The organism is Plantactinospora sp. WMMB334 (assembly GCF_049179095.1).
GTDB lineage: Bacteria > Actinomycetota > Actinomycetes > Mycobacteriales > Micromonosporaceae > Plantactinospora.
In genome coordinates, this window is sequence record NZ_JBMHME010000002.1 from 5931192 (window position 1) to 5957724 (window position 26533).

Annotated in this window: 25 protein-coding genes; 7 read left to right on the forward strand and 18 right to left on the reverse strand. The window is 73.8% G+C overall.

Annotated features, from left to right (window positions below):
* Positions 1-57: 57 nt before the first annotated feature.
* The 11 genes from ACN27G_RS25325 to glmS form a co-directional block, all read right to left on the reverse strand.
* The gene (locus tag ACN27G_RS25325) at positions 58-312 is read right to left on the reverse strand and encodes a hypothetical protein (RefSeq protein WP_421497456.1); all 255 of its coding nucleotides are present in this window, start codon (positions 310-312) and stop codon (positions 58-60) included.
* Between the two features lie 40 nt (positions 313-352).
* Positions 353-1399 carry a tRNA (adenosine(37)-N6)-threonylcarbamoyltransferase complex transferase subunit TsaD gene (gene tsaD / locus ACN27G_RS25330; RefSeq protein ID WP_421495258.1) on the reverse strand — a complete coding sequence of 349 codons (1047 nt, stop codon included), beginning with the start codon at positions 1397-1399 and terminating at the stop codon, positions 353-355.
* Positions 1392-1883 (reverse strand): ribosomal protein S18-alanine N-acetyltransferase, encoded by a 492-nt coding sequence (gene rimI / locus ACN27G_RS25335; protein ID WP_421495259.1) that lies wholly within the window; start codon positions 1881-1883, stop codon positions 1392-1394. Before rimI ends, tsaD begins: the two co-directional genes overlap by 8 nt.
* Complete coding sequence (tsaB, locus tag ACN27G_RS25340; RefSeq protein WP_421495260.1) at positions 1880-2581, reverse strand: tRNA (adenosine(37)-N6)-threonylcarbamoyltransferase complex dimerization subunit type 1 TsaB; 702 nt, start codon at positions 2579-2581, stop codon at positions 1880-1882. Before tsaB ends, rimI begins: the two co-directional genes overlap by 4 nt.
* 46 nt (positions 2582-2627) lie before the next feature.
* On the reverse strand, positions 2628-3314 hold the full coding sequence (locus tag ACN27G_RS25345; protein ID WP_421495261.1) for a uracil-DNA glycosylase: 687 nt from the start codon (positions 3312-3314) through the stop codon (positions 2628-2630).
* 80 nt (positions 3315-3394) lie between these two features.
* The gene (tsaE, locus tag ACN27G_RS25350) at positions 3395-3898 is read right to left on the reverse strand and encodes a tRNA (adenosine(37)-N6)-threonylcarbamoyltransferase complex ATPase subunit type 1 TsaE (RefSeq protein WP_421495262.1); all 504 of its coding nucleotides are present in this window, start codon (positions 3896-3898) and stop codon (positions 3395-3397) included.
* Between the two features lie 10 nt (positions 3899-3908).
* On the reverse strand, positions 3909-5054 hold the full coding sequence (locus ACN27G_RS25355; RefSeq protein WP_421495263.1) for an alpha/beta fold hydrolase: 1146 nt from the start codon (positions 5052-5054) through the stop codon (positions 3909-3911).
* Entirely contained in the window at positions 5051-6169 is a 1119-nt protein-coding gene (gene alr, locus ACN27G_RS25360) for an alanine racemase (protein ID WP_421495264.1), read from the reverse strand. The genes ACN27G_RS25355 and alr overlap by 4 nt, the downstream gene beginning before the upstream one ends.
* Positions 6170-6247: 78 nt before the next feature.
* The gene (locus tag ACN27G_RS25365) at positions 6248-7717 is read right to left on the reverse strand and encodes an NAD(P)H-hydrate dehydratase (protein ID WP_421495265.1); all 1470 of its coding nucleotides are present in this window, start codon (positions 7715-7717) and stop codon (positions 6248-6250) included.
* An 83-nt stretch (positions 7718-7800) separates the two neighbouring features.
* Positions 7801-8169 carry a holo-ACP synthase gene (locus tag ACN27G_RS25370; RefSeq protein ID WP_421495266.1) on the reverse strand — a complete coding sequence of 123 codons (369 nt, stop codon included), beginning with the start codon at positions 8167-8169 and terminating at the stop codon, positions 7801-7803.
* 29 nt (positions 8170-8198) lie between these two features.
* Positions 8199-10103 carry a glutamine--fructose-6-phosphate transaminase (isomerizing) gene (glmS, locus tag ACN27G_RS25375; protein WP_421495267.1) on the reverse strand — a complete coding sequence of 635 codons (1905 nt, stop codon included), beginning with the start codon at positions 10101-10103 and terminating at the stop codon, positions 8199-8201.
* Between the two features lie 266 nt (positions 10104-10369).
* On the opposite strand from glmS, the gene ACN27G_RS25380 reads away from it, so the two are divergent.
* Both ACN27G_RS25380 and ACN27G_RS25385 read left to right on the forward strand, forming a co-directional pair.
* Positions 10370-11533, forward strand: coding sequence for an MmpS family transport accessory protein (locus tag ACN27G_RS25380; protein WP_421495268.1), 1164 nt, complete (start codon positions 10370-10372; stop codon positions 11531-11533).
* A gap of 32 nt (positions 11534-11565) precedes the next feature.
* On the forward strand, positions 11566-12765 hold the full coding sequence (locus ACN27G_RS25385) for a pyridoxal phosphate-dependent aminotransferase (RefSeq protein ID WP_421495269.1): 1200 nt from the start codon (positions 11566-11568) through the stop codon (positions 12763-12765).
* 62 nt (positions 12766-12827) lie between these two features.
* On the opposite strand, the gene glmM is transcribed toward ACN27G_RS25385, so the two are convergent.
* The 7 genes from glmM to ACN27G_RS25420 all read right to left on the reverse strand — a co-directional run bounded on the left by glmM (position 12828) and on the right by ACN27G_RS25420 (position 18332).
* Positions 12828-14186, reverse strand: coding sequence for a phosphoglucosamine mutase (gene glmM, locus ACN27G_RS25390; RefSeq protein ID WP_421495270.1), 1359 nt, complete (start codon positions 14184-14186; stop codon positions 12828-12830).
* 107 nt (positions 14187-14293) lie between these two features.
* Positions 14294-14746, reverse strand: coding sequence for a 30S ribosomal protein S9 (gene rpsI / locus ACN27G_RS25395; RefSeq protein WP_421495271.1), 453 nt, complete (start codon positions 14744-14746; stop codon positions 14294-14296).
* Between the two features lie 20 nt (positions 14747-14766).
* Complete coding sequence (rplM, locus tag ACN27G_RS25400) at positions 14767-15210, reverse strand: 50S ribosomal protein L13 (RefSeq protein WP_421495272.1); 444 nt, start codon at positions 15208-15210, stop codon at positions 14767-14769.
* Between the two features lie 228 nt (positions 15211-15438).
* The gene (locus ACN27G_RS25405; protein ID WP_421495273.1) at positions 15439-16881 is read right to left on the reverse strand and encodes a nitrate/nitrite transporter; all 1443 of its coding nucleotides are present in this window, start codon (positions 16879-16881) and stop codon (positions 15439-15441) included.
* Between the two features lie 148 nt (positions 16882-17029).
* Positions 17030-17323, reverse strand: coding sequence for a type II toxin-antitoxin system PemK/MazF family toxin (locus ACN27G_RS25410; RefSeq protein ID WP_421495274.1), 294 nt, complete (start codon positions 17321-17323; stop codon positions 17030-17032).
* Positions 17313-17567 carry a DUF6364 family protein gene (locus ACN27G_RS25415; RefSeq protein WP_421495275.1) on the reverse strand — a complete coding sequence of 85 codons (255 nt, stop codon included), beginning with the start codon at positions 17565-17567 and terminating at the stop codon, positions 17313-17315. The genes ACN27G_RS25410 and ACN27G_RS25415 overlap by 11 nt, the downstream gene beginning before the upstream one ends.
* Positions 17568-17630: 63 nt before the next feature.
* Positions 17631-18332 (reverse strand): class I SAM-dependent methyltransferase, encoded by a 702-nt coding sequence (locus tag ACN27G_RS25420; protein ID WP_421495276.1) that lies wholly within the window; start codon positions 18330-18332, stop codon positions 17631-17633.
* A gap of 262 nt (positions 18333-18594) precedes the next feature.
* Here ACN27G_RS25420 and ACN27G_RS25425 point away from each other — a divergent pair, with 262 nt between their 5' ends.
* From ACN27G_RS25425 to ACN27G_RS25445, 5 genes are read left to right on the forward strand one after another with little or no spacing between them, the layout of a single operon-like run.
* Positions 18595-20775, forward strand: a complete 2181-nt coding sequence (locus ACN27G_RS25425; protein WP_421495277.1) for a molybdopterin oxidoreductase family protein — start codon at positions 18595-18597, stop codon at positions 20773-20775.
* The gene (locus ACN27G_RS25430; RefSeq protein WP_421495278.1) at positions 20772-22256 is read left to right on the forward strand and encodes an FAD-dependent oxidoreductase; all 1485 of its coding nucleotides are present in this window, start codon (positions 20772-20774) and stop codon (positions 22254-22256) included. Before ACN27G_RS25425 ends, ACN27G_RS25430 begins: the two co-directional genes overlap by 4 nt.
* Positions 22256-24829, forward strand: coding sequence for a nitrite reductase large subunit NirB (gene nirB, locus ACN27G_RS25435; RefSeq protein WP_421495279.1), 2574 nt, complete (start codon positions 22256-22258; stop codon positions 24827-24829). The genes ACN27G_RS25430 and nirB overlap by 1 nt, the downstream gene beginning before the upstream one ends.
* A gap of 14 nt (positions 24830-24843) precedes the next feature.
* Positions 24844-25281 carry a nitrite reductase small subunit NirD gene (gene nirD, locus ACN27G_RS25440; protein WP_421497457.1) on the forward strand — a complete coding sequence of 146 codons (438 nt, stop codon included), beginning with the start codon at positions 24844-24846 and terminating at the stop codon, positions 25279-25281.
* Positions 25281-26369: a uroporphyrinogen-III synthase gene (locus tag ACN27G_RS25445; RefSeq protein ID WP_421495280.1), complete on the forward strand. Its 1089-nt coding sequence runs from the start codon at positions 25281-25283 to the stop codon at positions 26367-26369. Before nirD ends, ACN27G_RS25445 begins: the two co-directional genes overlap by 1 nt.
* The last annotated feature ends 164 nt before the right edge of the window (positions 26370-26533 follow it).

Here is a 26533-nt window from a genome sequence, read left to right on the forward strand (position 1 = left end):
CGGCGTCAGACCGAGGCTGTGCCCGCCGGACGGCTCCCGCCGCTCCGGCGGGGTGGGTCAGCGGTCGACCGGGGTGAAGTCCCAGACGTGCGGGGTGCGGGCGAGCATCCGGGCGGGCGGGTCGGGCAGCGAGACCGGGTTGGCCCGCCACCGGGAGACGACCACGAGCCGGTTGTCGGTGGAGGAGAAGACCTCGCTGGAGATGTGCAGCGGATTGTGCTCCAGCTCGGGCAGGGCCGTGTCGCAGACCCAGGTGAGGAGATCGGCGAAGCCGGCCCGCTCGGCGCGTACCTCCCACATCCGTACGATCACGTCGGCCATCACTCCTCCCGCCCTCGACGCCGCCGGAACACTACACGCTGACCGTGGTCAGCGGCAGCGCGGAATCGGCGGGCAGGTCCAGCCGGCTCGGGGCGACCCCGGCGGCGACCAGGTGCGAGCCGAGCGCCGCCACCATCGCGCCGTTGTCGGTGCAGAGCTTCGGCCGGGGCACCCGGACCCGGATGCCGTGCCTCGCCGCCCGCTCCTCGGCCAGCGCCCGCAGCCGGGAGTTTGCCGCGACCCCGCCGCCGAGCACCAGGGTCTCCACGCCCTGGTCGCGGCAGGCCGCGATCGCCTTGCCGGTGAGCACGTCGCAGACCGCCTCCTGGAAGGAGGCGGCGACGTCCGGCACCGGCACCGGCTCGCCGGCCCGCTGCCTCGCCTCCACCCAGCGGGCGACCGCGGTCTTCAGCCCGGAGAAGGAGAAGTCGAACCGGTGTGCGGCCAGGTCCTTCGGGGCGGTCAGCCCGCGCGGGAAGGGGATCGCGTCCGCCGCGCCCGCCCGGGCCTCCCGGTCGATCGGCGGGCCGCCCGGGAACGGCAGCCCGAGCAGCCGGGCCACCTTGTCGAAGGCTTCCCCGGCGGCGTCGTCGATGGTGGCGCCGAGCGGGGTGACCCCGGTCGCCAGGTCGTCGACCAGCAGCAGGGACGAATGCCCGCCGGAGACCAGCAGCGCGACCGCCGGCTCGGGCAGCGGGCCGTGCTCCAGGGTGTCCACCGCGACGTGCGCGGCCAGGTGGTTCACCCCGTAGACCGGCTTCTCGGCGGCGAGCGCGTAACCCTTGGCGGCGGCCACCCCGACCAGCAGTGCGCCGGCCAGCCCGGGGCCGGCGGTGACCGCGATCGCGTCGACGTCGGCCAGGGTCACCCCGGCATCGTCGAGGGCACGGCGCATGGTCGGCACGATCGCCTCCAGGTGCGCCCGGCTCGCCACCTCCGGCACCACCCCGCCGAACCGGGCATGCTCCTCGACACTGGAGGCCAGCGCGTCGGCGAGCAGGGTGTGGCCGCGTACGACACCGACGCCGGTCTCGTCGCAGGAGGTCTCGATCCCGAGGATCAGCGGTTCGTCAGCCATTCGCCTGCTCCAGTTCGAGCTGCATCACCAGCGCGTCGGTGTTGCTCGGTTGGTAGTAGCCGCGCCGCACGCCGACCGGCTCGAAGCCGTGCATGGCGTAGAGGCGCTGGGCGGGTGCGTTGTCCACCGCCACCTCCAGCAGCACCCGGCGTACGCGGTGCCGGTCCGCCTCGGCCAGCAGGTCCACCAGGAGCATCCGGCCGACGCCGGAGCGCTGCGCGTCCCGGCGTACCGCCACGTTCTGCACCCACGCCTCGTCGGGGGGCGCGACGGCGAGCCCGGCGTAGCCGACGAGCGCGTCGGTGGCGTCCAGCGCCGCCACGTAGTGGTGGCCGTTCGCCAGCTCGTTCCAGAACATTCCCGCCGACCACTGCTCGTCGCCGAAGAGATCCGCCTCGATCGGCAGTGCCTCGACAATGTGCCACCAGCGGAACGGGCCCAGCCGGACCAACCGACCGCTGCCCGCGCCGGCCGCCGTCCTCACCGCAGGACCGGCTTGCGGCCGGTCGCCGCCACGGCGTCCGGCCGGCGCAGGTAGAGGGGCGTGAGCCGGTCACCGGGGGCACCGGCCCGGACCCGGGCCGCCGCGAGCTCCGCGAGGGCGTACGCCGGTGGGTGGTCCAGGCCGGCCCTCGGCGGCAGTCCGAGGATGTCGGCGTACCGGCGGGCCCCCTCGCCGACCGCGACCCGGACGCCCAGCTCCCGGGCCCGCTCGGCGACAGCGGTGGGGGTGTCGACGTCCGGGCCCGCCAGCCGGTCGCCGGTCAGGTCGTAGACCGCCCAGTAGATCTCCCGGCGGCGGGCGTCGGTGGCCACCAGCACCGGCCCGACCTCGGGCGCGGCGCCGGAGCGGGGGTGGGTGGCGGCGTGTCCGATGGCGTCGAGCGAGGGCACCCCGTAGGTCGGGATGCCGAGCACCTGCCCCATGCTCGCCGCCGTGACCAGGCCGACCCGCAGCCCGGTGAACGGCCCGGGCCCGAGCCCGGCCACCACGGCGGCCAGGTCGGGCGGGCGGGCGCCGGCCTCGGCGAACAGCGCGGAGACCTGCGGCGCCAGCAGTTCGCCGTGGGCCCGCGCGTCGACGACGCTGCGCTCGCCGCGCGGCGCGACCGAGTCGGCGGTGATCTCCGCCAGCGCGGCGGTCACCGCCGGGGTCGAGGAGTCCAGCACGAGTACGAGCACACAGGCACCCTAACCGGGTCGGCACCGGCGCCCGGCACGACCCACGTCAGCCGGCGGAGAGGTCCCAGTCGACGGTGGGGCGGCCCGCGTCGGCGAGCGCCTTGTTGCAGGCGCTGAAGGGGCGGCTGCCGAGGAAGCCGCGCGGGTTCATCGGGCTCGGGTGGCCGGCCTCCAGCACCACGTGCGCCGGGTTGGTGACCAGCCCGGCCTTCCTGCGCGCGTAGCCGCCCCAGAGCAGGAAGACGACCCGCTCCGGGCGCGCGTCGAGGGCCCTGATGGTGGCGTCGGTGAAGTCCTCCCAGCCCTTGTTGGCGTGTGATCCCGGGGTGGCCTGCCGGACGGTCAGCACCGCGTTGAGCAGCAGCACACCCTGGCTCGCCCAGCGGGTCAGGTTGCCGCCCCGGGAGACCGGCACCCCGAGGTCGTCGGCGAGCTCCTTGAAGACGTTGCGCAGCGACGGCGGCACCGCCACCCCGTCGCGGACACTGAAGCTCAGCCCGTGCGCCTGACCGGCCCGGTGGTAGGGGTCCTGACCGAGGATCAGCACCCGGCACTCCTCCGGAGCGCAGAGCCGGTAGGCCGTGAAGAGGTCCTCGACCGGCGGGAAGACGCTCCGCGTCGCGTATTCCGCGGCGACGAACTCGCTCAACGCGGCGGTCCGGGCCGGGTCGAGGTGCGGCTCCAGCGCCGCCCGCCAGGCCGGTGGCAGCAGGGCGGGAAGATCCAGGGTCATCGGTAACCTCTCGGGCGGCGGGATCGTCCCCCGCACTCTAGAAGTCCGGTACGACACCGCACATCCAACCCGGCGACGGCTCAGCGCAGCGCGGCGAGCCGGTCTGCCCAGTCGCCGCCGGACGGCACCAGCTCGATCCGCCGGGTCTCGTCGTCCCGCCGGTCGATGCGGACCTGCAGATGCGTGTCGACCAGGTGCTCGACCAGCCCTTCCCCCCACTCGACCACGGTGACCGCCTCGTCCACCGAGGCGTCCAGGTCGAGGTCGTCGATCTCGGCCCGCGGGTCGACCGCATCCCCCAGCCGGTACGCGTCGGCGTGCACCAGCGTGATCCGCCCGCCCCGGGCCGGGTCCGGCCGGTGCACCCGGGCGATCACGAAGGTCGGCGACGTGATGTCGCCCAGCACACCGAGCCCGGCCCCGATCCCCTGCACCAGCGCGGTCTTGCCGGCGCCCAGCGGCCCGACGAGCACCAGCAGGTCCCCGGAGCGGAGCAGTCCGCCGAGCCGGCGCCCGAACTCGCGGGTGTCGCCCACGGTCGGCAGCTCGCGGACGAGTTCGGTGCCGCGCAACGCGTCGCTCATCGGGGAAGCCTCAATCCTCTCGTCGGGCGGGCAGCCGGTCGAGGAAGTCGAGGAGTATCTCGTTGACCTCGTCGGCGTGCTCCAGCATGACCACGTGCCCGCTGTCGGGCACCTTGACATACTCGGCGTCCGGCAGCCAGCGGACGATCTCCTCGGAGTGGGTCACCGGCGTGATCATGTCGCGCTCACCCACGATGACCAGGGCGGGGGCGTCCCGCAGGGCGGCCAGCACCGGATAGCGGGCATGCAGATAGATGGTGCGCAGATAGCGGGCGACGGTCTCGGTGGAGGTCCGGGAGTTCATCTTCTCCACGTAGGAGACCAGGGCCGGGCTGGGGGTGGGGGTGCCGAAGCCGTACTTGCGGGTGAGCAGCCAGGCCAGGTTCGCCGAGGCGCGCCGGGCCCGGTCGAGCACGCTGCCGGTGAGCCGGGTGGCGTTGTCGACCACCGGGAGCAGCGGGGCGCCGGCCCGGGCGACGATCGTGGGCAGGCCGAACTTCGTCTCCGCCACCAACCCGCCGGAGGTGGCCATCAGCACGGTACCGACCACCCGCTCGGCGAAGATCTCCGGATGGCGCTCGGCGAAGGCCATGATGGTCATGCCGCCCATCGAGTGCCCGATCAGCACCAGCGGCCCGGTCGGCGCGGTCCGGTCGATCACCGACCGGAGGGTCTCGCCGAGCGCCGCGAGCTGGTACTCGCCCGACTCCAGCCGGCCCGAGCGGCCGTGTCCGGGCTGGTCGTAGAAGACCATCCGGTCCTCGCCCAGCTCGGTGAGCATGCTGCGCTGGAAGTGGAAGGTCCCCATGTCCAGGCAGAAGCCGTGCACGAAGACGAGGGTCGGGCGCCCCGGCCCGGCCGGTGGCCCGACCAGCTCCACGTGGATGTCGGTGCCGTCGGCGGTGGTGACGGTGCAGGACTCGTCGTACGGCAGCGCACCGAACGGCTCCGCCGCGTACCGGTCACCGGGCGCGGACCTGGAGCGGCGTACCACCGCCCGCTCGGCGGCCACCCCGGCGGCGATCCCGGCCGCCGCGACCCCGGCCGCCGCGCCGATGATGCCGGCCACCCGGAACAGTCCGGTCCGGTTCGGCGTACGCCGGGCGGGCAGCCGCTGCGCCGGCACCCGCGACCCGGCCAGCCTGCTGGGGCTCATGACTGCCGCCCGTCGTACACCCGGGGCACCCGGACCCCGCCGAACCTGGTGACGATCTCGTAGTTGATGGTGCCGACCGCCTCGGCCCAGTCGTCGGCGGTCGGCTCGCCCTCCGCGCCGCTGCCGAAGAGCGTCGCCACGTCACCGGGGTCCACCGGGTCGTCGCCGCAGTCCAGCACGATCTGGTCCATGCAGACCCGGCCGGCGATCCGGCGCCGCCCACCGGCGAGCTGGACCGGGCCGACGTTGGAGGCGTGCCGGGGCACCCCGTCGGCGTAGCCGAGCGGCACGACGGCGAGCGTCGTCTCCCGCTCGGTGTGGTAGGTGTGCCCGTAGGAGACGCCCGTGCCGGCCGGCACCCGCTTGGTCAGCGTGACCCGGGCCCGGGCGGTCATCGCCGGCCGCAGCCCGAACCGCTCGCCGGGGATCGGCGAGAGCCCGTAGAGCGCGATGCCGGGCCGGACCAGGTCGAAGTGGGTGTCGGGGCGGGTCAGCGTCGCCGCCGAGTTGGCCAGGTGCCGGTAGCGGGGGCGCAGCCCGGCGCGCTCGGCGAGGGCGAGCCCCTCGGTGAAGGCGGCGAGCTGCCGGTCGATGGTGGCGTGCCCGGGAGCGTCGGCGTGGACCAGGTGGCTCCAGACCCCCACCACCTCGAGGACGCCGTCCGCCTGCGCCTTCGCCGCCGCGTCCAGCAGCTCGGGCCAGTCGGCCACGGTCGCGCCGCCCCGGGAGAGCCCGGTGTCGATCTTGAGGTGGGTCCGGGCCGGCCGGCCGGCCCGTTCGGCCGCGGTCACCAGCTCGGCGAGCTGGCCGAGGCTCGCCGCGGCCAGGTCCACCCCGACGGTCACCCCCTCGTGCAGCGGCATCCCGGGCGCGAGCAGCCAGGCCAGCACCGGTGCGGTGACACCCTCGCGGCGCAGCGTCAACGCCTCGTCGAGGGTGCAGACGCCGAGCCACTCCGCCCCGGCGTCCAGGGCCGCCCGCGCCGCGGGCAGCATGCCGTGACCGTAGCCGTCACCCTTGACCACGGCCATCAGCTCGGCGTTCGTCCCGGCCCGCAGCCGGGCCACGTTGTCGCGGATCGCGTCAAGGTCGACCCGCACCTCGGCCTGCCACATGCGCCCAGCCTACTTGTCAGTAGATCCAGATGGCCGCAGGTGGCGTGAGCTGGACAGGCGTCGGCGGGGCGGTCCGGGTCACCGGGGCAGTCGGGCGATCACCGGGCGCAGCGCCGCGGCCACGTCGGCGGCGGTGACCGGACCCTGCCGGACCGCCTCCTGTCCCGCCAGCCCGTGCAGGTACGCGGCGGCGGCAGCCGCCCGCTCCGGAGCCAGCCCGGCGGCGAGCAGCGAACCCAGCAACCCGGCCAGCACGTCGCCGGTGCCGCCGGTGGCCAGCGCCGGGGTGCCGGTCGGGTTGGCGAAGGCCCGCCCGTCCGGGGTGGCGACGACGGTCCGGTCACCCTTGAGCAGCACCACCGCGTTCATCCAGGTGGCCAGGCGCAGCGCCGCGCCGACCCGGTCCCCGCCGGGCTCCTCGCCGCCGAGTCGCGCGTACTCCCGGTCGTGCGGGGTGATGACGATCGGCGCGTCCCGTCCCCGGAGCCGCTCCGCCATCGAGCCGTCGACCAGCAGGGTGAGCGCGTCCGCGTCCAGCACCACCGGCACCGGCGCGGCGAGTACGCAGCGCAGCTCGGTGGCGGCCTCCGCGCCGGTGCCCAGCCCCGAGCCGCAGACCCAGGCCTGCACCCGACCGGCGTCGGTGACCCGCTCGGCGGCGACCACCGACGGATAGCGGCGGAGCACCTCGGCGCGGGCGCTGCCGGCGTACCGGATCATGCCGGTCGGCCCGGCGACCGCGCCGCCGACCGAGAGCACGGCCGCGCCCGGGTACGTCGCGGAGCCGGTCGCCAGCCCGACCACGCCCCGGCTGTACTTCTCCTCCTCCGGGCCGAGCCGGGGCCACCACTCGGCGACGTCCGACCACTCGGTCACCCGTACCGCCGGATCGGCCCGGAGCCAGGGACCCAGGCCGATGTCGACCAGCTCGACCCGGCCGGCCCGGGGTGCGGCCGGCCCGACCACCAGGGCCGGCTTCAGGCAGCCGAAGGTGACCGTGACGTCGGCGGTCACCGTGCCGGGCAGGCCGGCCGGGCGTGGTACCCCACCGGTGTCCACCTCGACCCCGCTCGGCACGTCCACCGCCACCACCGGCGGTCGCTTCCCGGCCCGGTCGGTCAGGCCGGCCAGCCCGGCCACCACCCGGGCCGCCGGCTCCCGCAGCCCGCCCGAGCCGCCGATCCCGACGATCCCGTCCAGCACCAGGTCGGCCCGGTCCGGCAGCCCGTTGCAGACCTGACCGCCGGCCGAGCGCAGCGCCGCCAGGCCGCCGGGATGGACCCGCTCCGGGGAGAGCGGCAACGCCCGCACCGCCGCGCCCCGGCCGGCGAGCCGGGCACCCGCGTAGAGGGTGTCGCCGCCGTTGTCGCCGGAGCCGACCAGCAGCAGCACCCGGGCGCCGTAGACCCCGCCCCGCTCGGCGAGCAGCCGGGCGCAGTGTCCGGCCAGCCCACCGGCGGCGCGGCGCATCAGGGTCCCGTCCGGCACCGTCGCCATCAGGGCCCGTTCGGCGGCGCGTACGTCCGCCACCCGCCACGCCGACCTCATCGCCGCCCCGTCCTCATCGCCCCGCTCCGACCCCGTCGCCCGGTCGCTCTCATCGCCCGGTCGCTCTCATCGCCCGGTCGCTCTCATCGCTCCGCCACCACCATCGCCGAGGCGATCCCGCCGTCGTGCGAGAGCGAGAGGTGCCAGCGCTCCACGCCACGCTCGGTGGCGGCGGCGGCGACCGTGCCGGAGACGGTCAGCCAGGGTCGCCCGTCCGGGTCGGCGACCACCTCGCAGTCGTGCCAGTGCAGCCCGACCGGGGCGCCGAGCGCCTTGGCGACCGCCTCCTTCGCGGCGAACCGGGCGGCCAGCGACTCGGCCGAGCGCGGACCGCCCGACCCGGTGACGCGTTCCGCCTCGGTGAAGAGCCGATCGGCCAGCAGCGGGGTGCGTGCGAGCGCCCGGGCGAACCGATCGACCAGTACGACGTCGATGCCGACTGCGACGATCACCGCCTCACCCTACCGGCGGCCGCGCCGGCTCATTCCACAGTGACCGACTTGGCCAGGTTGCGCGGCTGGTCGACGTCGTGCCCCCGGGCCGCGGCGATCTCGCAGGCGAGCACCTGCAACGGCACCGTGGTGACAAGCGGGGCCAGCAGGGTCGGCGTACGCGGCACGTAGATCAGGTGGTCGGCGTAGGGCGTCACCGCCTCGTCGCCCTCCTCGGCGATCACGATCGTCCGGGCGCCCCGGGCCCGGATCTCCTGGATGTTGGAGACGATCTTGTCGTGCAGCATCCCCCGCCCGAGCGGCGACGGGACGATGCAGACCACCGGGGTGCCCTGGTCGATGAGCGAGATCGGCCCGTGCTTCAACTCGCCGGCCGCGAAACCCTCGGCGTGCATGTAGGCGAGTTCCTTGAGCTTGAGCGCACCCTCCAGGGCGACCGGGAAGCCGACGTGCCGGCCGATGAAGAGCACCGTCGGCGCCGTCTTGAGGTCGCGGGCGAGTTCCCGGACCGGCTCCACCCCGGCGAGCAGCTTCCGCAGCTTCTCCGGCATCTCCTGGAGCTGCTCCACCACCGCGGCGACCTCGTCGGCGTACTTGATGCCGCGGACCTGGGCCAGGTGCAGGCCGATCAGATAGCAGGCCACCACCTGGGTGAGGAACGCCTTGGTGGAGGCGACCGCGACCTCGGGACCGCCGTGGGTGTAGAGCACCGCGTCGGACTCGCGCGGGATGGTGGAGCCGTTGGTGTTGCAGATCGCCAGCACCCGGGCCTTCTGCTCCTTGGCGTGCCGGAGCGCCATCAGGGTGTCCATGGTCTCGCCGGACTGCGAGATCGCCACCACCAGGGTGGAGCGGTCCAGCACCGGGTCGCGGTAGCGGAACTCGCTGGCCAGCTCGACCTCGCAGGGGATCCGGGTCCAGTGCTCGATGGCGTACTTCGCCACCATCCCGGCGTGGTACGACGTGCCGCAGGCGACGATGAAGATCTTGTCGGCGTCCCGCAGGTCCTGGTCGGAGAGGCGGACCTCGTCCAGCACGATCTCGCCGGTCTCCTTGAGGCGGCCGAGCAGGGTGTCGGCGATCGCCTGCGGTTGCTCGGCGATCTCCTTGAGCATGAAGTAGTCGTAGCCGCCCTTCTCGGCGGCCGAGGCGTCCCAGTCGATGTGGAAGTCCCTGCCGCTGGCCGGGGCGCCGGTGAAGTCGGTGATCTCGATGTCGTCGGCCGTGATCAGCACGACCTGGTCCTGACCGAGCTCGACCGCCTCCCGGGTGTGCTCGATGAAGGCGGAGACGTCGCTGGCGAGGTAGTTCTCCCCGACGCCGCGCCCGACCACGAGCGGCGAGTTGCGCCGGGCGCCGACCACCGCCCCGGGAATCGCCGCGTCCACCGCGAGCAGCGTGAAGGCACCCTCCAGCCGCTGGCAGACCTGGCGCATCGCGGTCGCCAGCAGCCGCGGGCCGTCGGCCTCACCGACGGCACGCAGCCGGGCGAGCTCGCCGGCGATCAGGTGCGCGGCGCACTCGGTGTCGGTGTCGCTGCCGAACTCGACGCCCTCGGCCTCCAGGTCGGCGCGGAGCTTGGCGAAGTTCTCGATGATGCCGTTGTGGATCACGGCCACCCGGCCGTCGGTGGCCTTGTGCGGGTGGGCGTTGCGGTCGGTGGGCCCGCCGTGGGTCGCCCACCGGGTGTGCCCGATCCCGGTCGTCCCGGCACCGATGCCGAGCGCCGCGGCACCGTCGTCGGTCGACGACCGCTCGGCGAGCGCCTTCTCCAGGTTGGCCAGCTTGCCGGCCTTCTTCTCGGTCAGCAGCTCGCCCTCGGCGACGACCGCCACGCCGGCCGAGTCGTAGCCGCGGTACTCCAGCCGCCGCAACCCGTCCAGCACGATGCCCAGCGCCGGTCTGGCGCCGGCGTAACCCACGATTCCGCACATGGCCCGCAGCCTAACCTAGGTTCGCTCATCTGGCGTGATCGAAAGGTGCTCATTCGATCAGCGGATTTGCTCGGTGACGTTCGGTGACCGTTGGTGGCCGGCGGATCGGACGATCCGGCGGCACCCGTCGCGTGCCTGTCCTTTCGGGTACATCGCGGCCAGGGCGGACGCGGTACCGTGACTGGCGCATTCGCTGCCACCTCCGCCGGATCTCCCCCTTTCGCCGCCGCCTCCTGCTGTCCTGCCATATCTGGAGCCAAGACCCGATGACCGACTCGCCGCCCCCGCACCACCCGTACGACCCCGAAGACGAGCCGCCGACGACGAGGTTCGGCCCGCCGCCGCAGCAGCCCCGGCCGGAGGACTCCCCGGCGGGCGACGAGGAGGACGCACCCACCACGAGGTACGCCCCGCCCCAGCCACCACAGCCCACCGGGCACGGCGAGCAGGCGCAGCCGGCGTACGGGCAGCCTCCGGCGCCACCGGGCACGTACGGCCAGCCGCCGCAGGCCACCCCGTACGGGCAGCCGACCTGGGGTCAGCCGCCGCAGGCGGGGTACGGCCAGCCGGCGCAGGCCGCCGGATACGGTCAACCGGCGCAGCCGAGCCCGTGGGGCCAGCCACCGCCACACGGCGGCCCGGAACAGGCCCCGCCCCACGGTGCCGGCCCGGCATACCCGCCGCAGTCCAGCCCGCCAGCCACGCCATACCCGACCAGCGGGGCCCCGAACCAGCAGGAGGCCGGTTACGGCGCCCATCCCGGCTACCAGCAGGACCAGCCGGGCTACCAGCAGGCGCATCCCGGCTACCAGTATCCCGGCTACCAGGCGGGCTACCAGCAGGGCCAGCATCCCGGCTACCAGGCGGGCTACCAGCAGGGCCAGTATCCCGGCTACCAGGCGGGCTACCAGCAGGGGCAGCAGCCGGGCCACCCCGGCGGGCCGTTCCCGCCGCCGGCACCGAAGAAGAGCAACAAGACCATGATCATCGCGATCGCGGCCGTGGTGGTCGTCGTGCTGGTCGCCTGCGTCGGCATCTGCCTCGGCCCGCTCGCGTTCATGGACCGGCTGCGGAACACCGTGGAGGGGAGCCTCGACACCACCTCCGCTCCTTCCGGCCAGGACCAGCAGGACGGCGGCGATCCGGGCACCAGCGGTCAGACGGTGGTCTACGAGGTGACCGGTCAGGGGCGCGTCGCCCTCTCCTACATCGACGGGGCCGGAAAGCAGGTGCACTCCTCCTCCGTCGATCTGCCGTGGCGGAAGGAGGTCAGGATCCCCGAGGACGACCTCAAGACGGTGGTCGCGATCCGCACCGGCGGCGGCACCGGCGACATCGCCTGCACGATCACCGTCGACGGCACGCCGACGGCGACCAGGACCTCCAGCGGCACGTACGCCACCGTCACCTGCTCCGACTTCGGGATCTGACGGCACGGCGCCCGGCGGCCTAGGGTGGCGGGGTGACGACCACAGCCGACCCCGACCCCCTGGTCCGCCGGATGCGCCCGTTCGGCACCACCATCTTCGCGGAGATGTCGGCGCTGGCGGTGCGGACCGGCGCGGTCAACCTCGGCCAGGGCTTCCCGGACACGGACGGCCCGGCCGAGATGCTGGCCGCCGCGACCGAGGCGCTGCGCGGCGGGCACAACCAGTATCCGCCCGGGCCGGGCATTCCGGCGCTGCGCGCCGCGATCGCCGCACACCAGCGCCGGTTCTGGGGGCTGGGCTACGACCCGGACGGTCAGGTGCTGGTCACCGCCGGGGCGACCGAGGCGGTCGCAGCGGCGATCCTCGGGCTCTGCGAGGCAGCGGACGAGGTGGTCTGCTTCGAGCCGTACTACGACTCGTACGCCGCCTCGATCGCGCTCGCCGGCGCGGTACGCCGGCCGGTCACGCTCCGCCCCGCCGCCGACGGCCGGTACGCCTTCGACCCGGCGGAGCTGCGCGCCGCCTTCGGGCCGCGGACCCGGCTGGTCCTGCTCAACTCTCCGCACAACCCGACCGGCAAGGTCTTCGCCGCCGACGAGCTGGCGCTGATCGCTGAGCTGTGCCAGGAGTACGACGCCATCGCCGTCACCGACGAGGTCTACGAGCACCTGGTCTTCACCGACGCCGGCAGCCCGCACGTCCCGCTGGCGACGCTGCCGGGGATGTGGGAGCGGACCCTGCGGATCTCCTCCGCCGGCAAGACGTTCTCCTGCACCGGCTGGAAGATCGGCTGGGCCAGCGGGCCCGCCCCGCTGGTCGCGGCGACGATGCGGGTCAAGCAGTTTCTCACCTTCGTCAACGGCGCGCCGCTGCAACCGGCGGTCGCCGTGGCGCTGGCCCTGCCGGACGGCTACTACCACGACTTCCGCGCCGACCTCCAGACCCGCCGGGACCAGCTCTCGGCCGGGCTGGTCGAGGCCGGCTTCCAGGTGCTGACGCCGGAGGGCACCTACTTCGTCACCACCGACATCACCCCGCTGGGCGGGCGGGACGGGGTGGAGTTCTGCCGCTCGCTGCCGGAGCGCTGCGGGGTGGTGGCCGTGCCGACCCAGGTCTTCTACGACGACGTCGAGGCAGGGCGGCGACTGGTCAGATTCGCCTTCTGCAAGCGCCCGGAGGTGCTGGCCGAGGCCGTGACCCGGCTCCGCAGCCTCGGCGGCAGCGCCGGCTGAGCCGGACCCTCGGCGAGGTTACGCCGGCACCGGGCTGGCGGCGCGTAACCCCGGGGAGCGGACTACGCCGGCACCGGGCTGGCGGTGCGTACCTCGGCGGCGATCCGCTCGGCGACCTCCCGGGCCAGCTCCAGCGTCGACGCCTCGACCATCACCCGGACCAGCGGCTCGGTGCCGGAGGGGCGGAGCAGGACCCGGCCCGTCTCGCCCAGCTCGGCCTCGGCCCGCGCGACCGCGTCGAGCACGGCCGGCGCGCCGGCACCGACGGTGCGGTCCGCGACCGGCACGTTGATCAGCACCTGCGGCAGCTTCGTCACCACCGAGGCCAACTCGGCGAGGCTGCGGCCGGTCGCCGCCATCCGGGACATCAGGTGCAGCCCGGTGAGGACGCCGTCGCCGGTGGTCGCGTACGCCGGCAGCACCAGGTGCCCGCTCTGCTCGCCGCCCAGCGCCAGGCCGGAGGCGCGCAGTTCCTCCAGTACGTACCGGTCACCGACCTTGGTCTCGACCAGCCGGATGCCGGCCGCGGACATCGCGAGCCGCAGGCCGAGGTTGCTCATCACGGTCGCGACCAGGGTGTCCTGGGTGAGCGTCCCGGCCTCCCGCATCGCCAGCGCCAGGATGGCCATGATCTGGTCGCCGTCCACCTCGCTGCCGTCGGCGGCGATCGCCACACACCGGTCGGCGTCGCCGTCGTGCGCGATGCCGACGTCGGCGCCGTGTTCCAGGACGGCGGCCCGGAGGTCGTCGAGATGCTGCGAGCCGCAGCCGTCGTTGATGTTGAGCCCGTCCGGTTCGGCGTGGATCGCGACCACCTCGGCCCCGGCCTCCTGATACGCGACCGGGGCGACCTCGGAGGCGGCTCCGTTCGCACAGTCGACCACGACCTTCAACCCGTCGAGCCGGTGCGGGATGGTGCCGACCAGGTGCTGCACGTAGTGCTCGGCGCCGTCGAGCAGGTCGTGCACCCGGCCGACGCCGGCACCGGTCGGCCGGGTCCAGCCGGCCGAACCGTTCGCCTCGACGGCGGCCTCGATCCTCAACTCGACGTCGTCGGGGAGCTTGTGCCCGCCGGCCGCGAAGAGCTTGATGCCGTTGTCCGGCATCGGGTTGTGCGAGGCCGAGAGCATCACCCCGAAGTCGGCCTTGGCCTCGCCGACCAGGAACGCCACCCCCGGCGTCGGCAGCACACCGACCCGGACCACGTTGGCTCCGGCGCTGGTCAGCCCGGCCACCACCGCCGCCTCCAGCATCTCGCCGCTGGCCCGGGTGTCCCGGCCCACCACCGCGAGCGGCGGATGGCTCCGATCCTGCTCGGCGAGGGTGTGCGCGGCCGCGACCGCGACCGAGAGTGACAACTCGGGGGTGAGGTCGGCGTTCGCGCGCCCGCGTACGCCGTCAGTGCCGAACAGCCGCCCCATGCGGGAACCTCCGGGAAGCACAGCGATGGAAACGAAACGGCCGGAGACCGCCACCGCGGAGGGGACGGTTCCGGCCGTACGTCAGAGGTACAAGGTGGTGCCGCTGGTCAGCGCTTGGAGTACTGGGGCGCCTTGCGGGCCTTCTTGAGACCGTACTTCTTGCTCTCCTTGACCCGGGCGTCCCGGGTGAGGAAGCCGGCCTTCTTCAGCGCCGGACGGTCGTCGGGGTCGCTCGCGATCAGCGCCCGGGCGATGGCCAGTCGCAGCCCGCCGGCCTGGCCGGTGGTGCCGCCGCCGCGCAGGTTGGCGATGACGTCGAAGCTCTCGGCCTTCTCGGCGGTGACCAGCGGCTCCTTGATGAGCTGCTGGTGCACCTTGCTCGGGAAGTACGCCTCCAGCTCACGACCGTTGCAGGTGATCTTGCCGCTGCCCGGGACGATCCGGACCCGGACGATCGCCTCCTTGCGGCGACCCACGGTCTGGATCGGGCGGTCGCCACGAGGAGCCCGGGCCACCGGGGCGGGCACCGGGGCTTCGGTGGTCGCGATGGTGTCGGTCATGCTGTTTCCTTCGCCCGCGCTCACTGCGCGATCTGCTTGATCTCGAACGGCACCGGCTGCTGCGCGGCGTGCGGGTGCTCGGCACCGGCGTAGACCTTCAGCTTCTTGATCAGCTTACGGCCGAGCTTGTTGTGCGGGAGCATGCCCTTGACGGCAAGCTCGATGGCCCGGTCCGGCCGCTTGGCGAGCAGCTCGTCGTAGCCGACCTGCTTCAGACCGCCCGGGTAGCCCGAGTGGCGGTAGGCGATCTTCTGGTGGCGCTTGTTGCCGGTCAGTGCGACCTTGCCCGCGTTCACGATGACGACGAAGTCGCCGGTGTCGACGTGCGGCGCGAAAGTCGGCTTGTGCTTGCCCCGCAGCAGCGTGGCGACATGGCTGGCCAGCCGGCCCAGCACGACGTCTGACGCGTCGATGACGTGCCACTGACGCTCGATCTCACCCGGCTTCGGGCTGTACGTACGCACAGGTCTACCTTGTCTCGTCGTCGGTCTGGGGTCGCGCACCGGTCGCCAGGCACGCACAAACGACTAAGCGTACCCGAAAGAGGCACGCCCTCGGATGTCACGTGAAAACTTGGGTGTCACACAACAGCAGGCAACGATACCCGCTAGCCGCCATCCGGGTCAAAACGAGGTGCAAGGAAGGGCCCCCGCTACAACAGAAAACGATAAGCGGGGGCCCTTCCTTACATGTCAGACGCCGGGGAGGCGGTGGTGGGAGGGGCGGAGGTAGACCACCCAGGTGATCACGAGGCAGAGGGCGTACCAGACGATGAAGGCGACATACGCGGCGTCGGCCGAGGAGTAGGCCAGGAACGACTGCCGGAAGGCGATGTTGACGAGTACGCCGCCGAAGGCGCCGACCGCGCCCGCGATGCCGATCAGCGCCCCGGAGAGCCGCCAGGCCCGGCGCTGCGCGGCGGCCGGATCCAGCTCACCGGCGGCCACCGCCCGGGCCGCCCTGGCCCGGAAGATCGCCGGGATCATCTTGTACGTCGACCCGTTGCCGACCCCGGAGAGCACGAAGAGCGCGATGAACCCGATCAGGTAGAGGGTCAGCGAGCGCTCCCGGGAGGCGTAGTAGACCAGTCCGGCGCCGGCCGCCATCGCCGCGAAGGTGGCCCAGGTCACCCGGGCCCCGCCGTACCGGTCGGCGAGGTGGCCGCCGACCGGCCGGATCAGCGAGCCGACAAGCGGCCCGAGGAAGGTCAGGTACGCCGCGTCGAGCGGGGTGGCGAACCGGTCGCCGAACTGCACCAGCAGTACCTGCCCGAAGGCGAAACCGAAGCCGATGAAGGACCCGAAGGTGCCGATGTAGAGCACGGACATGACCCAGGTGTGCGGGTCCCGGGCCGCCTCGCGCATCGCCCCGCGCTCGTTGCGGGCCCCGGTGATGTTGTCCATGTAGCGGGCCGAGGCGAGCGCGGCGAGCACGATCAGCGGGAGGTAGACCGCCGGCACCAGGCGCGGGTGCGCGGCGCCCGCGGTGGCCAGCACGGCCAGCCCGACGAGCTGCACCGCGGCCACCCCGATGTTGCCGCCGCCGGCGTTGAGCCCGAGCGCCCAGCCCTTGAGGCGCTGCGGGTAGAAGAGGTTGATGTTCGCCATCGAGGAGGCGAAGTTTCCACCGCCGACGCCGGCCAGGCAGGCGAGCACCATCAGGGTGCCGTACGACACCCCGGGCTCGATCAGGATCGCCATCGGCACCGCCGGCAGCAGCAGGAGCAGGGCGCTGACGATGGTCCAGTTCCGCCCGCCGAACCTCGCCACCGCCAGGGTGTACGGCAGCCGCAGCACCGAGCCCAGCGCGGCCGGTACGGCGGTCAGCAGGAACTTCCCGGCCGGGTCGATCCCGTACGCGGGGCCGAGGAAGAGCACCATCACCGACCAGAGGCTCCACACCGAGAAGCCGATGTGCTCGGAGGCGATCGAGACGATCAGGTTGCGCCGGGCGATCCGTGCCCCGGTCTCCCGCCAGAAGACCGGGTCCTCGGGGCGCCAGTCGTCGAGCTGGTGCCGGCGGCCCGGCGGCCCGGCGGTGCCGCCCTCCGGCGGCCGGAGCGTGCTGGTACCGGCCGCCGCGCCATCGGCGCCGGAAGCGGTCGTCGTGCCCGTGGGGGCGGCAGTACTCGTCATGCCGCCAGAACGTAGGAGCGGGCGGTTTCCCGCCGGTTCGCACTCGGGGTCGGGCCGGCAACGGTCAGCGCACGGTGCCCTCGGAGCGGTCGTGAGATGCGCCGCCTGGGATGCGCGGCTCCGGGGCGCGGACGATCCCCGGGCCCGCTCAGATGTTCTGCAGGATACGCAGTGCCCGGCTCACCCGGAACATGGTGTCGGTGTCGGCGACCTCGACCCGCTCGGTGAACCACTTCTTCATCGGCGACGAGAGCCGGTCCGGCATCACCACATATTCCCCCATGGTGACGGCGAGCGGCGAGTCCCGGAGCAGTTCGGAGTCGACCACCTCGGCCACGATCACGATCGGGACGTCTGTGGAGTTGTAGACGTCGGAGCTGATCACCAGGCCGAGCCGGGACCGGGCACCGTCGATGCGCCAGATCTCGCCCCTACGCAGCACTCGGGCGCCTGCCGAGAGCCGCGTCGACAAGTGCGGCCTCCTGGGCGTCGGCGATGGCGGCGGCCTCGATGTCCAGCCGGGCCCGGCCCACCGCCTCGGCGTGCGCGGCGAAGACCTCGCGGAGCGCCTTCTCGCGGGCGGCCTGGTCGATCCAGGCGGAGAGCGACATGCCGTCCCGTTTGGCGAAGCGGCGCGCCTCTTCGATGGTCTCGTCCGAAAACGAGAGGGTCACCTTGGCGGTCATGCCGTCCACCCTACCGGTGGTAGCACCGGCCGTCATGCCACCGCCCGAAGCCGGGTCTGGCACTCAGTCCAGCTCGCGCCGGCCGCCGAAGACGGCGAACCGCCACGACTTGTAGAAGCAGTCGACGCCGACGAAGCCCGCCTCGACCAGCCAGCGGCACTGGTCCGGCACCGGCGCCGGGCGGTCGTGCGCCATCCGCTCCCGCGCCGCGGCGACCTCCTCCTCGGTGGCGCCGAGGGCGGTGACCTGGGCGAGCCACACCTCGTCGTACCGGGAGTCCAGGTCGGGCGTGCCCCCGGCGACCTGTTCGGCGTTGACGAAGACACCGCCCGGCACCAGCACCTGCCGGATCCGGCGGTAGAGGTCGCGCTTGCCGGCGTCGGGCAGGTGGTGGATGGCCAGCGCGGAGACCACCGCGTCGTACGGACCGGGGGGCAGCGCCGCACCCAGGTCGGCGACGAGCGTCTCGTGCGGCACACCGCGCCGGCTCAGGTGTCCGGCCGCGACCGCGAGCATCGCCGGGGCAGCGTCGAGCAGGGTGGCCCGCACACCGGGGACGGCGGTGCCGACAAGCATCGAGAGCAGTCCGGTGCCGGCACCGAGATCGAGCACGGCCGGCGTACGCCCCGAGGCCAGGGCCCGGCGCAGCGGCGGGGCGGCCACCTCCACCGCGGTGCCGTAGAAGTCGTCGAAGCACGGCACCAGCCGGCGACGGGACTCGTCGTACGACCCGGCCACCGCCTCGAAGAGCGACACCACGCCCATCGGAGCGCCTCCTCAGCTGCGGAACGAGCGTCCACAGCATAGATCCACTGCCCGGAGCAGCACCGTCGCGAACTCCGCCGACCCACTCCCGCCCACCCAGCGGTGCGAGAAAGATTCAGGTCCTGGTCGGCAGGTTCCAGGCAACCCCGGATCCCTCGCGAGGGCAAGCCGACCCGCTGAGTCGAATCCGTGTGAGCGGCTCTTGACAGGCCCGAAACAAGAGGGACCCGGCCGTGAAACGGGGCGCCGGCACGCTTCGGACATGACAGACGGTGCACGCGCTGCGACGCATTCGGAGGATGTGTCCCAGGACGTCGTCACGCACTGCCCATACTGCGCCCTGCAGTGCGGCATGACGCTGCGCCGTACCGGCGAGCGGGTGGAGGTGCTGCCCCGGCAGTTTCCCACCAACCGGGGTGGGCTGTGCCAGAAGGGCTGGACCGCCGCCGAACTGCTCGACCATCCCGACCGGCTGACCACCCCGCTGCTGCGGGACCGCCCCGGCGGCGAACTCCGCCCGGCGAGCTGGCCCGAGGCGCTGGACCGGGTGGTGGCCGGCATCCGCCGGATCCAGTCCCGGCACGGCCGGGACGCGGTGGCGGTCTTCGGCGGCGGCGGGCTGACCAACGAGAAGGCGTACGCCCTCGGCAAGTTCGCCCGGGTCGCGCTCGGCACCCGCAACATCGACTACAACGGCCGGTTCTGCATGTCCTCGGCGGCCGCCGCCGGGATGCGCGCCTTCGGCGTCGACCGGGGCCTGCCCTTTCCGCTTGCCGACCTCGGCACCGCCGACACCCTGCTGCTGGTCGGCGCGAACGTCGCCGAGACGATGCCGCCGCTGGTCCGCTACCTGGTGGAGCAGCGGCAGCGCGGTGGCACCCTGATCGTCGTCGACCCCCGGGCCACCGCGACCGCCCGGCAGGCGACCCTGCACCTGCAACCGACCCCCGGCACCGACCTCGCGGTGGCGAACGCGCTGCTGCACATCGCGCTGGCCGAGGGCTGGCTCGACAGGGACTACGTCGCCGCCCGGACCACCGGCTTCGAGGCGGTCCGCCGGGTCGCGGCCGGCTACTGGCCGGCCCGGGCCGAGCGGCTCTCCGGGGTGCCGGTGGCCGACCTGGAGGCGGCGGCCCGGGCGCTCGGCACCGCCGGGCGGGCGATCATCCTCACCGCGCGCGGCGCCGAGCAGCACGCCAAGGGCGTGGACACGGTCACCGCCTTCATCAACCTCGCCCTCGCGCTCGGCCTGCCCGGTCGGCCCGGCTCCGGCTACGGCTGCCTGACCGGGCAGGGCAACGGCCAGGGCGGCCGCGAGCACGGGCAGAAGGCCGACCAGCTCCCCGGCTACCGGCGCATCGACGACCCGGCCGCCCGGGCGCACGTCGCCGGGGTCTGGGGGGTGGACCCGGACCTGCTGCCCGGTCCGGGCGTCTCGGCGTACGAGCTGCTGGACGCGCTCGGCACCGACACGGGCCCGAAGGGGCTGCTGCTCTTCGGCTCCAACCCCGTCGTCTCGGCGCCCCGGGCGGCCCGGGTGGAGGGCCGGCTGCGCGACCTCGACCTGCTGGTGGTGGCCGACTTCGTCCGCTCGGAGACGGTGGAACTCGCCGACGTGGTGCTGCCGACCGCCCAGTGGGCCGAAGAGGACGGCACGATGACCAATCTGGAGGGCCGGGTGCTGCGCCGCCGCGCGCTCCGGCCGCCACCGTCCGGCGTACGCACCGATCTGGCGCTCCTGGCCGACCTCGCCGACCGGCTCGACCACGTCGACGGTGCGGCCGGGACGGAGCGTTTTCCGGCAGCGCCGGACCTGGTCTTCGACGAGCTGCGCCGCGCCTCGGCCGGCGGCGTGGCCGACTACGCGGGGATCAGCTGGGAGCGGATCGACGCCGAGGACGGTGTCTTCTGGCCCTGCCCCGCCGAGGAGGGGCCGGGCACGCCCCGGATGTTCGCCGACAGGTTCCCCACCCCGGACGGTCGGGCCCGGTTCCTGCCGGTCGAGCACCGTGCGGCGGCCGAGGAGGTCTGCCCGGACTATCCGCTCTACCTCACCACCGGGCGGGTGCTGGCGCAGTACCAGTCCGGCGCACAGACCCGGCGGGTCGCGGCGCTGCGCCGGGCCGCGCCGACCGCGTTCCTGGAACTGCATCCCGACCTGGCGGCCCGGCTCGGCGTGGCGGACGGCGACGAGGTCCTGGTGACCAGCCGACGCGGCGAGATGCGTGCGCCGGCCCGGCTGAGCCCGAGCATCCGCCCGGACACCGTCTTCGCACCGTTCCACTGGGCGGGCGCGGCCCGGATCAACTCGGTGACCAGCGACGCCCTCGACCCGGTCTCCCGGATGCCCGAGTTCAAGGTCTGCGCGGTGCGGGTGGAGAAGGCGGCGGAAACAGGTGTGCAGGCAACCCCGGTCAGCGAATCCGGCGAGGTGAGGGCATGACGGAGGAGAACCCCGAAGGGTCACGGAACCGGATCGTGATCGTCGGGCACGGGATGGCCGGCGCCAGGTTGGCGTCGGAGCTCTCGGCCCGGCCCGGCGAGGCGAAGATCACCGTACTCGGTGCCGAGCTGCACCGCGCGTACAACCGGATCATGCTCTCCAGCCTGCTCGCCGGCAAGGTCGACGAGTCCGGTGTGGAGCTGGCCGAGGCGGCCGGGCACGGCATCGACGTCCGCCCCGGCGTCGAGGTCACCGCCGTGGACCGGGCGGCCCGCACGGTGACGACCGCACAGGGCGACCTGATCGGCTACGACCACCTGGTGCTCGCCACCGGTGGCCGGGCCCTGGTGCCACCGCTGGCCGGGCTCGACCGGGAGCGGTTGCCGGAGCGGGTGGCGGTGTTCCGCACCCTCGACGACTGCCGGCGGATCCTGGCCGCCGCCGACGGTGCCCGCCGGGCCCTGGTGCTCGGCGGCGGACTGCTCGGCCTGGAGGCGGCCCGGGGCCTGGCCACCCGAGGGCTCGACGTGCGGGTGGTGCACCCGGTCGGGCACCTGATGGAGCGCCAGCTCGACCCGGCGGCCGGCGCGGTGCTGGCGCGTACCCTGGCGGGACTCGGCGTCACCACTTACCTGGACGTGGCGGCGAGCGCGGTCGACGCGCGGGCCGACGGCGTCACCCTGACCCTCTCCGACGGCCGCGAACTCGACGCCGACCTGCTGGTGCTCTCCTGCGGGATCCGCCCGGACGTGGAGCTGGCCCGCGCCGCCGGGCTCACCGTCGACCGGGGGGTGGTGGTCGACGACCGGCTGCGCAGCAGCGACCCGCACATCTCGGCGCTCGGCGACTGCGCCCAGCACGCCGGGGTGGTCTCCGGGCTGGTCGCGCCGGCCTGGGAGCAGGCCCGGGTGCTGGCGCAGGTGCTGGCCGGGAGCGATCCCCGGGCGCGCTACCGGCCGCAGCCGCCGGTCACCCGGCTCAAGGCCGCCGGCATCGACCTCGCGGCCATGGGCGACGCCTCCGCCGGCCCCGAGCCGGACGTCGAGGAACTCAGCTTCTCCGACCCGGTACGCGGCACCTACGCCCGGCTGCGGATCGTCGGCGAGCGGCTCACCGGCGCGATCATGCTGGGCGACAACCCGGCGGTCGGCACGGTGATCCAGCTCTTCGACCGGGGCACGCCGGTGCCGATCGACCGCCGGACGCTGCTGCTGGGCCGCAGTCGCGACACGGCGAGCGTGGCGCCGGTCGAGTCACCGGCGCTGATGCCGGACGCGGCAACGGTCTGCCAGTGCAACACCGTTCGCAAGGGCGCGCTGGTGGCCTGCTGGCGGGCTGGCGCGCGGAGCCTGGACGACCTGGTCGCCGGCACCCGGGCCACCACCGGCTGCGGCAGTTGCCGGGACGCCGTCGAGGGGATCCTCGGCTGGCTCTCCTCGATCGACACTCCCGACCCGGTGGAAGCAGAGGTGGCGGCCTGATGAGTGGACGACCGCAGCAGCGCGTCGTGGTGGTCGGCAACGGCATGGTCGGGCAGCGCTTCGTCGAGGCGCTGCGCTCCCGGGACACCGAGGACCGGTGGCAGGTCACCGTGCTGGCCGAGGAGGGCCGGCCGGCGTACGACCGGGTGCGGCTCTCCGCGTTCTTCGACGGGGTGGACGCGGACGAGCTGAGCCTGCACCGCCCCGACGACGGTGTGGACCTGCGGCTCGGCGAGCCGGTGCTGGAGATCGACCGGGCCGGCCGGCGGGTGGTCACCGGCGGCGGCGACCATCCGTACGACGCGCTGGTGCTGGCGACCGGCTCGTACCCGTTCGTGCCCCCGATCGACGGCGCGTACGTCGACCGTGGCCCGGACGCCCCCGGACCCACCCCGGCGCTGCGGCCCGGGGTCTTCGTCTACCGCACCCTGGACGACCTGGCGGCGATCCGCGACTTCGCCAAGGGGCGGCGCACCGGCGCGGTGATCGGCGGCGGGCTGCTCGGCCTGGAGGCGGCGAACGCGCTGCGCCTGCTCGGCCTGACCACCTCCGTGGTGGAGTTCGCGCCCCGGCTGATGCCGGTGCAGATCGACGACGCCGGCGGCGCGATGCTGCGCCGGTACGTCGAGGAGCTGGGCGTGCTGCCGCACCTCGGGGTGGCCACCACCGCGATCCGGTCCCGGCCGGACGGCGAGCTGGCCGGGCTCACCCTCTCCGACGGCGGCTGGCTCCCGACCGACCTGGTGGTGGTGGCCGCCGGCATCCGCCCCCGGGACGAGCTGGCCCGCGCCGCCGGCCTGGAGCTGGGCGAGCGCGGCGGGATCCGGGTGGACGAGAGCTGCCGCAGCACCGACGGGCGGATCTGGGCGGTCGGCGAGTGCGCCGCCGTCGAGGGCACCTGCTACGGCCTGGTCGCGCCGGGCTACGCGATGGCGGAGGTGGTGGCCGACCGGCTGGTCGGCGGCACGGCGACCTTCCCGGGTGCGGACATGTCCACCAAGCTGAAGCTGCTCGGGGTGGACGTGGCCTCCTTCGGCGACGCGCACGGCCGCACCCCGGGCTGCCTGGACGTGACCTTCACCGACCCGGCCACCCGGGTCTACGCCAAGCTGGTCCTCTCCGACGACGCGAAGACGCTGCTCGGCGGGGTGCTGGTGGGTGACGTGACGGCGTATCCGACGCTGCGGGCCAGCGTCGGCGGTGCGCTGCCCGGCCCGCCGCTGGCGCTGCTCGCCCCGGCCGGCGAGGGTGCCGCGTCCGGGGCCGGGATCGCCGCCCTGCCCGGCTCGGCACAGGTCTGCTCCTGCAACGGGGTGACCAAGGACCAGCTCGTCGGGGCGATCGCCGAGGGCTGTGCGGACGTGCCGGCACTGAAGGCGTGCACCCGGGCGGGGACGAGCTGCGGGTCCTGCGTACCGATGCTCAAGCAGGTGCTGGCGGTCTCCGGGGTGACGCTGAGCAAGGCGCTCTGCGAGCACTTCGACCAGAGCCGGCAGGAGCTCTTCGAGATCATCCGGGTACGGGGGATCCGTACCTTCTCCCGCCTGGTCGCCGAGCACGGCCGGGGCCGGGGCTGCGACATCTGCAAGCCGGCGGTGGCGTCGATCCTCGCCTCGCTCGGCAACGGCTACGTGCTCGACGGCGAACAGGCGTCGCTGCAGGACACCAACGACCACTTCCTGGCCAACATCCAGCGGGACGGGACCTACTCGGTGGTGCCCCGGATACCCGGTGGCGAGATCACTCCGGAGAAGCTGATCGTGATCGGCGAGGTGGCCCGGGACTTCCAGCTCTACACGAAGATCACCGGCGGGCAGCGGATCGACCTCTTCGGTGCCCGGGTCGAGCAGTTGCCGCAGATCTGGCGCCGGCTGGTCGACGCCGGCTTCGAGTCCGGGCACGCGTACGGCAAGGCGCTGCGTACCGTCAAGTCCTGCGTCGGCTCCACCTGGTGCCGGTACGGGGTGCAGGACTCGGTCGGGCTGGCGATCGCCCTGGAGCTGCGCTACCGGGGGCTGCGCGCTCCACACAAGATCAAGTCAGCGGTCTCCGGCTGTGCCCGGGAGTGTGCCGAGGCCCGCAGCAAGGACTTCGGCATCATCGCCACCGAGGGCGGCTGGAACCTCTACCTCGGCGGCAACGGCGGCTTCCGCCCCCGGCACGCCGAACTCTTCGGCCAGGACCTCTCGACCGAGGACCTGGTCCGGTACGTCGACCGGTTCCTCATGTTCTACGTTCGCACCGCCGACCGGCTACAGCGGACGGCCGCCTGGATCGAGGCGATGGAGGGCGGCCTGGACCACCTGCGGGCGGTCATCGTCGACGACTCGCTCGGGCTCTGCGCCGAGTTGGACGCCGCGATGGCCCGGCACGTCGGGTCCTACTCGGACGAGTGGCGCGACACCCTGGGAGACCCGGAGCGGCTGCGCCGGTTCACCTCCTTCGTCAACGCGCCCGACGTCCCCGATCCGTCGATCACCTTCGAGGTGGAGCGGGGACAGCCCGTTCCGGCCATGGGAGACCGCCGACCGGTGTCGCTCGGCCTTCCGACGACCATGGGGGTACCGAGTTGACTCTGGACACCACGATCACCGATGGGCCGACCGACGTCGCCGAGCCGGGCGGAGAGCCGCGGGTCGCGGCGGGGCCGGACGGGGAGAGCACAGGGCAGGGCCGGCCGGCGAGTTGGACGCCGGTCTGCCCGTACCGGCGGCTGGAGCCCGAGCGCGGGGTGGCCGCGCTGGTCGGCGGCGAGCAGGTGGCGGTCTTCCGCACCCACGACGGCCGGCTCTTCGCCATCGGGCACCGGGACCCGATCGCCGGGGCCTACGTGATGGCCCGGGGCATCGTCGGCAGCCGCGGCGAGATCCCGACGGTCGCCTCGCCGCTGCACAAACAGGTGTACGACCTGCGTACCGGCGACTGCCTGGACGTCTCCGGCGTGACGGTGCCGACCTACCCGGTGCGCTGCCGGGACGGGCTGGTCGAGGTGGCGGCCCGGCACCGACCGGCCGGGGGCCGCTGATGTCCGGCGAGCTCGCCGGCTTCACGGTCGGGGTCACCGCCGACCGGCGCCGCGACGAACTCACCGCGATGCTGGAGCGCCGGGGCGCCCGGGTGGTGCTCGCCCCGGCGCTGCGGATCGTGCCGCTGGCCGACGACACCGAGCTGCGGGCGGCGACCCGGGCCTGCCTGGACAACCCGCCGGACGTCCTGATGGCGAACACCGGGATCGGGATGCGTGGCTGGTTGGAGGCGGCCGAGGGCTGGGGGCTGGCCGAGCCGCTGCGCACGGTGCTCTCCCGGGCCTACATCGTCAGCCGGGGGCCGAAGGCCCGGGGCGCGATCAGGGCGGCCGGCCTGCACGACGAGTGGTCCCCCGTCTCGGAGAGCTGTGACGAGGTGATCGAGCACCTGCGGCAGCGCGGTGTACGCGGCCAGTTGATCGCGATGCAGCTGCACGGCGAGCGGCAGCCGGAGTGCACGGCGGCGCTGGAGGCGGCCGGGGCGAGCGTGCTCGAGGTGCCGGTATACCGCTGGGCGGCACCGACCGACCCGGCCCCGCTGCACCGGCTGGTCGACCTGATCGCCGGCCGGCTGGTGGACGCGGTCACCTTCACCTCGGCGCCGGCCGTCGACGCGCTGCTCCGGGCGGCCGGGCCGAGCACCGACGCGGTGCTGGACGCGATGCGCTCGGACGTGCTGGCCGCCTGTGTCGGGCCGGTCACCGCCGCTCCGCTGCGCCGGCACGGCGTCCCGGTGGTCTCGCCGAACCGGGCCCGGCTCGGCGCGCTGGTCCGGACGATCGTGGACGAGCTGCCGCAGCGGGCGATAAGCGTCAAGGTCGCCGGGCACCTGCTGACGCTGCGTGGGCACGCCGCGATCCTGGACGGTGAGCTCCGCCCGCTCGCCCCCGCCCCGATGGCGGTGCTCCGCGCCCTGGCCAGTACGCCCGGCCGGGTGATGTCCCGGGCCGCCCTGCTGCGTACCCTCCCCAGGGGTGCCGACGAGCACGCCGTCGAGATGGCGGTGGCCCGGCTGCGGGCCGGGCTGCGCGCTCCCGGGGTGGTGCAGACCGTGGTCAAACGCGGTTACCGGCTGCCGGTCGACTGACCGGCGCCGGCCCGCCACACGCCGAGGTGGTACCCCGCCGCACGCTGGGACATCGGCCCGCCTCACGCTTGGGTATCGGCTCCGTTTGATCCCTTGACTGGCGGGCAGGCGGTTGGCAGGGTAGGGCCGCAACGTCCCGGACGCGACCGTAAACTGCCAACCGG

Coding starts and splice junctions, on each gene's coding strand:
- ACN27G_RS25365 (WP_421495265.1), bottom strand. CDS start 7,717: ATGAGGTCGGCGTGGCGGGTGGCGGACGTACGCGCCGCCGAACGGGCC.
- nirB (WP_421495279.1), top strand. CDS start 22,256: ATGAGTGGACGACCGCAGCAGCGCGTCGTGGTGGTCGGCAACGGCATG.
- ACN27G_RS25445 (WP_421495280.1), top strand. CDS start 25,281: ATGTCCGGCGAGCTCGCCGGCTTCACGGTCGGGGTCACCGCCGACCGG.
- alr (WP_421495264.1), bottom strand. CDS start 6,169: ATGTGGCAGGCCGAGGTGCGGGTCGACCTTGACGCGATCCGCGACAAC.
- tsaE (WP_421495262.1), bottom strand. CDS start 3,898: ATGAGCGACGCGTTGCGCGGCACCGAACTCGTCCGCGAGCTGCCGACC.
- tsaD (WP_421495258.1), bottom strand. CDS start 1,399: ATGGCTGACGAACCGCTGATCCTCGGGATCGAGACCTCCTGCGACGAG.
- glmM (WP_421495270.1), bottom strand. CDS start 14,186: ATGGGGCGGCTGTTCGGCACTGACGGCGTACGCGGGCGCGCGAACGCC.
- ACN27G_RS25430 (WP_421495278.1), top strand. CDS start 20,772: ATGACGGAGGAGAACCCCGAAGGGTCACGGAACCGGATCGTGATCGTC.
- ACN27G_RS25405 (WP_421495273.1), bottom strand. CDS start 16,881: ATGACGAGTACTGCCGCCCCCACGGGCACGACGACCGCTTCCGGCGCC.
- rpsI (WP_421495271.1), bottom strand. CDS start 14,746: ATGACCGACACCATCGCGACCACCGAAGCCCCGGTGCCCGCCCCGGTG.
- ACN27G_RS25345 (WP_421495261.1), bottom strand. CDS start 3,314: ATGACCCTGGATCTTCCCGCCCTGCTGCCACCGGCCTGGCGGGCGGCG.
- ACN27G_RS25355 (WP_421495263.1), bottom strand. CDS start 5,054: ATGAGCCCCAGCAGGCTGGCCGGGTCGCGGGTGCCGGCGCAGCGGCTG.
- ACN27G_RS25420 (WP_421495276.1), bottom strand. CDS start 18,332: ATGGGCGTGGTGTCGCTCTTCGAGGCGGTGGCCGGGTCGTACGACGAG.
- ACN27G_RS25380 (WP_421495268.1), top strand. CDS start 10,370: ATGACCGACTCGCCGCCCCCGCACCACCCGTACGACCCCGAAGACGAG.
- ACN27G_RS25425 (WP_421495277.1), top strand. CDS start 18,595: ATGACAGACGGTGCACGCGCTGCGACGCATTCGGAGGATGTGTCCCAG.
- glmS (WP_421495267.1), bottom strand. CDS start 10,103: ATGTGCGGAATCGTGGGTTACGCCGGCGCCAGACCGGCGCTGGGCATC.
- ACN27G_RS25415 (WP_421495275.1), bottom strand. CDS start 17,567: ATGACCGCCAAGGTGACCCTCTCGTTTTCGGACGAGACCATCGAAGAG.